Source organism: Sphingomonas sp. (assembly GCF_031380695.1).
In the GTDB taxonomy this organism is placed as follows: domain Bacteria; phylum Pseudomonadota; class Alphaproteobacteria; order Sphingomonadales; family Sphingomonadaceae; genus Sphingomicrobium.
Window position 1 is genome coordinate 1 of sequence record NZ_JANMWY010000077.1, and the last position, 1,514, is coordinate 1,514.

2 protein-coding genes are annotated in these 1,514 nt (G+C 68.0%); one reads left to right on the forward strand and one right to left on the reverse strand.

All coding sequences use genetic code 11. The annotated features are described in order from the left end of the window. Window positions 1-577 (forward strand): isocitrate lyase/phosphoenolpyruvate mutase family protein (locus RMN84_RS02995; RefSeq protein ID WP_309610723.1); only part of this gene is annotated, 577 nt, incomplete at its 5' end. On the opposite strand, the gene RMN84_RS03000 is transcribed toward RMN84_RS02995, so the two are convergent. Next, a partial coding sequence (locus RMN84_RS03000) for an ABC transporter permease (RefSeq protein WP_309610724.1) occupies window positions 574-1,514 on the reverse strand: 941 nt, incomplete at its 5' end. The genes RMN84_RS02995 and RMN84_RS03000 overlap by 4 nt on opposite strands.

A 1,514-nucleotide genomic window follows, 5' to 3' on the forward strand; every position in this document is an offset into this window, starting at 1 on the left:
GCCGATTGCGTTCGCGCTCGCCAACGCCACGCGCATCGTGGCGGCGGTCGCGGTGCCGCTGTCGGTGGATTTTGAGGGGGCTTACTCGACCGACCCGGTCGCCGCTGGCGTCAATGTCGCGCTGCTCGCGGCGACCGGCGCGGTCGGGTGCAATTTCGAGGATCAGGTCATCGGCGGAGAGGGCCTGCACCCGCTCAAGCTGCAGGCCCAGCGGATCGCGGCGATCCGCACGGCGGTCGGGAGCGATTTCTTCATCAACGCACGCACCGACCTGTTCCTGAAGCACCAACCGGAGACGCACGACGCGGCGATGCTCGACGAGGCGATCGAGCGGGCGCTGGGGTTCGCCGACGCCGGCGCGAGCGGCTTTTTCGCGCCACGGCTGGGCGATCTCAAGCTGGTCGAGAAATTGTGCAGGGCATCGCCGCTGCCGGTCAACGCCATCGCCTTCCCCGGCGGGCCGACCCGGGCGCAATGGGCCAACGCCGGCATCGCCCGGATCAGCCACGGCCCCTTCCCCCACCGCGCGCTGATGAAGCAACTCGAGGAGAATGCGCGGGTTGCGATATCGGGTTAGAGTCGATTTAAGTAAGACGGAACCGGGGCCTTCCGTCGCCACCAGCGTTTTTGCGGTCCCGACTTCAGCACATTGCGGCGAAACAGCTTCGCCCCGCCGCGCAAGATGAGCGTGACCCACAGCGCCTGCCACAGCAAGGCGACGAAGTGCGGCCACAGCATCGGCTGCTCCGCCGCGCGCGCGATCATCGCGAAGGGGGACGACAGCGGGAAGATCGCCGCCGCCAGCCCCTTGGCCTCGTCGAGATGACCGACCGCCGAGGCGCCGAAGAAATAGACCATCGACTGGCCCAGCACGACCGGCATGTTGAGCGTCTGGATCTCGCGCACGCTCGCTGCCTGGCTGCCGATCGCCAGGAACACCGCGCCGATCAGCAGATAGGCGGTGGCGAAATAGAGCACCGACAGCCCGATGAATGCCGGCCAGCCGACCGCCGGCGTGGGCAATCCGCCAAGACCGCCGCTGGCCCAGGTGGCGATCGCCAGGCTGCCGACCAGCGTCCACACGATGATTCCGACGACGCTGATCGCCAGCATCGCGAATAATTTGCCGACGAAGATCGCGTCGACCGGCACGGCGGCAGCGAGGATTTCGATTGCCTTGTTCGATTTCTCCTCGATCAGCTGCGACAGCACCGCGCCGGCCAGCAGGATGGTCAGCAGGAAGACGATCGTCTGCCCGGCCCGCGCCGTCAGTTCGAGCGTCGTGGCGAGCGATCCGCCCGTGCGCTCGGTCGAGGTGACGGCGATCGTCACCGGGGCGGGCGCGGTGGCGACGGCGTGGAGGCGGGCGTCGTCGATGATATACTGAAGTTGCCCGACCGTCCGCCCGTTCTGGCTGATGGTCCCGGTCAGGCGCGGTTTCGCCATCGGCGATTCGAGTACGCCCAGCACCGGCGGCGACTTGCTCGTCAGCAGGCGCGCGCGCTGTGCGTCGG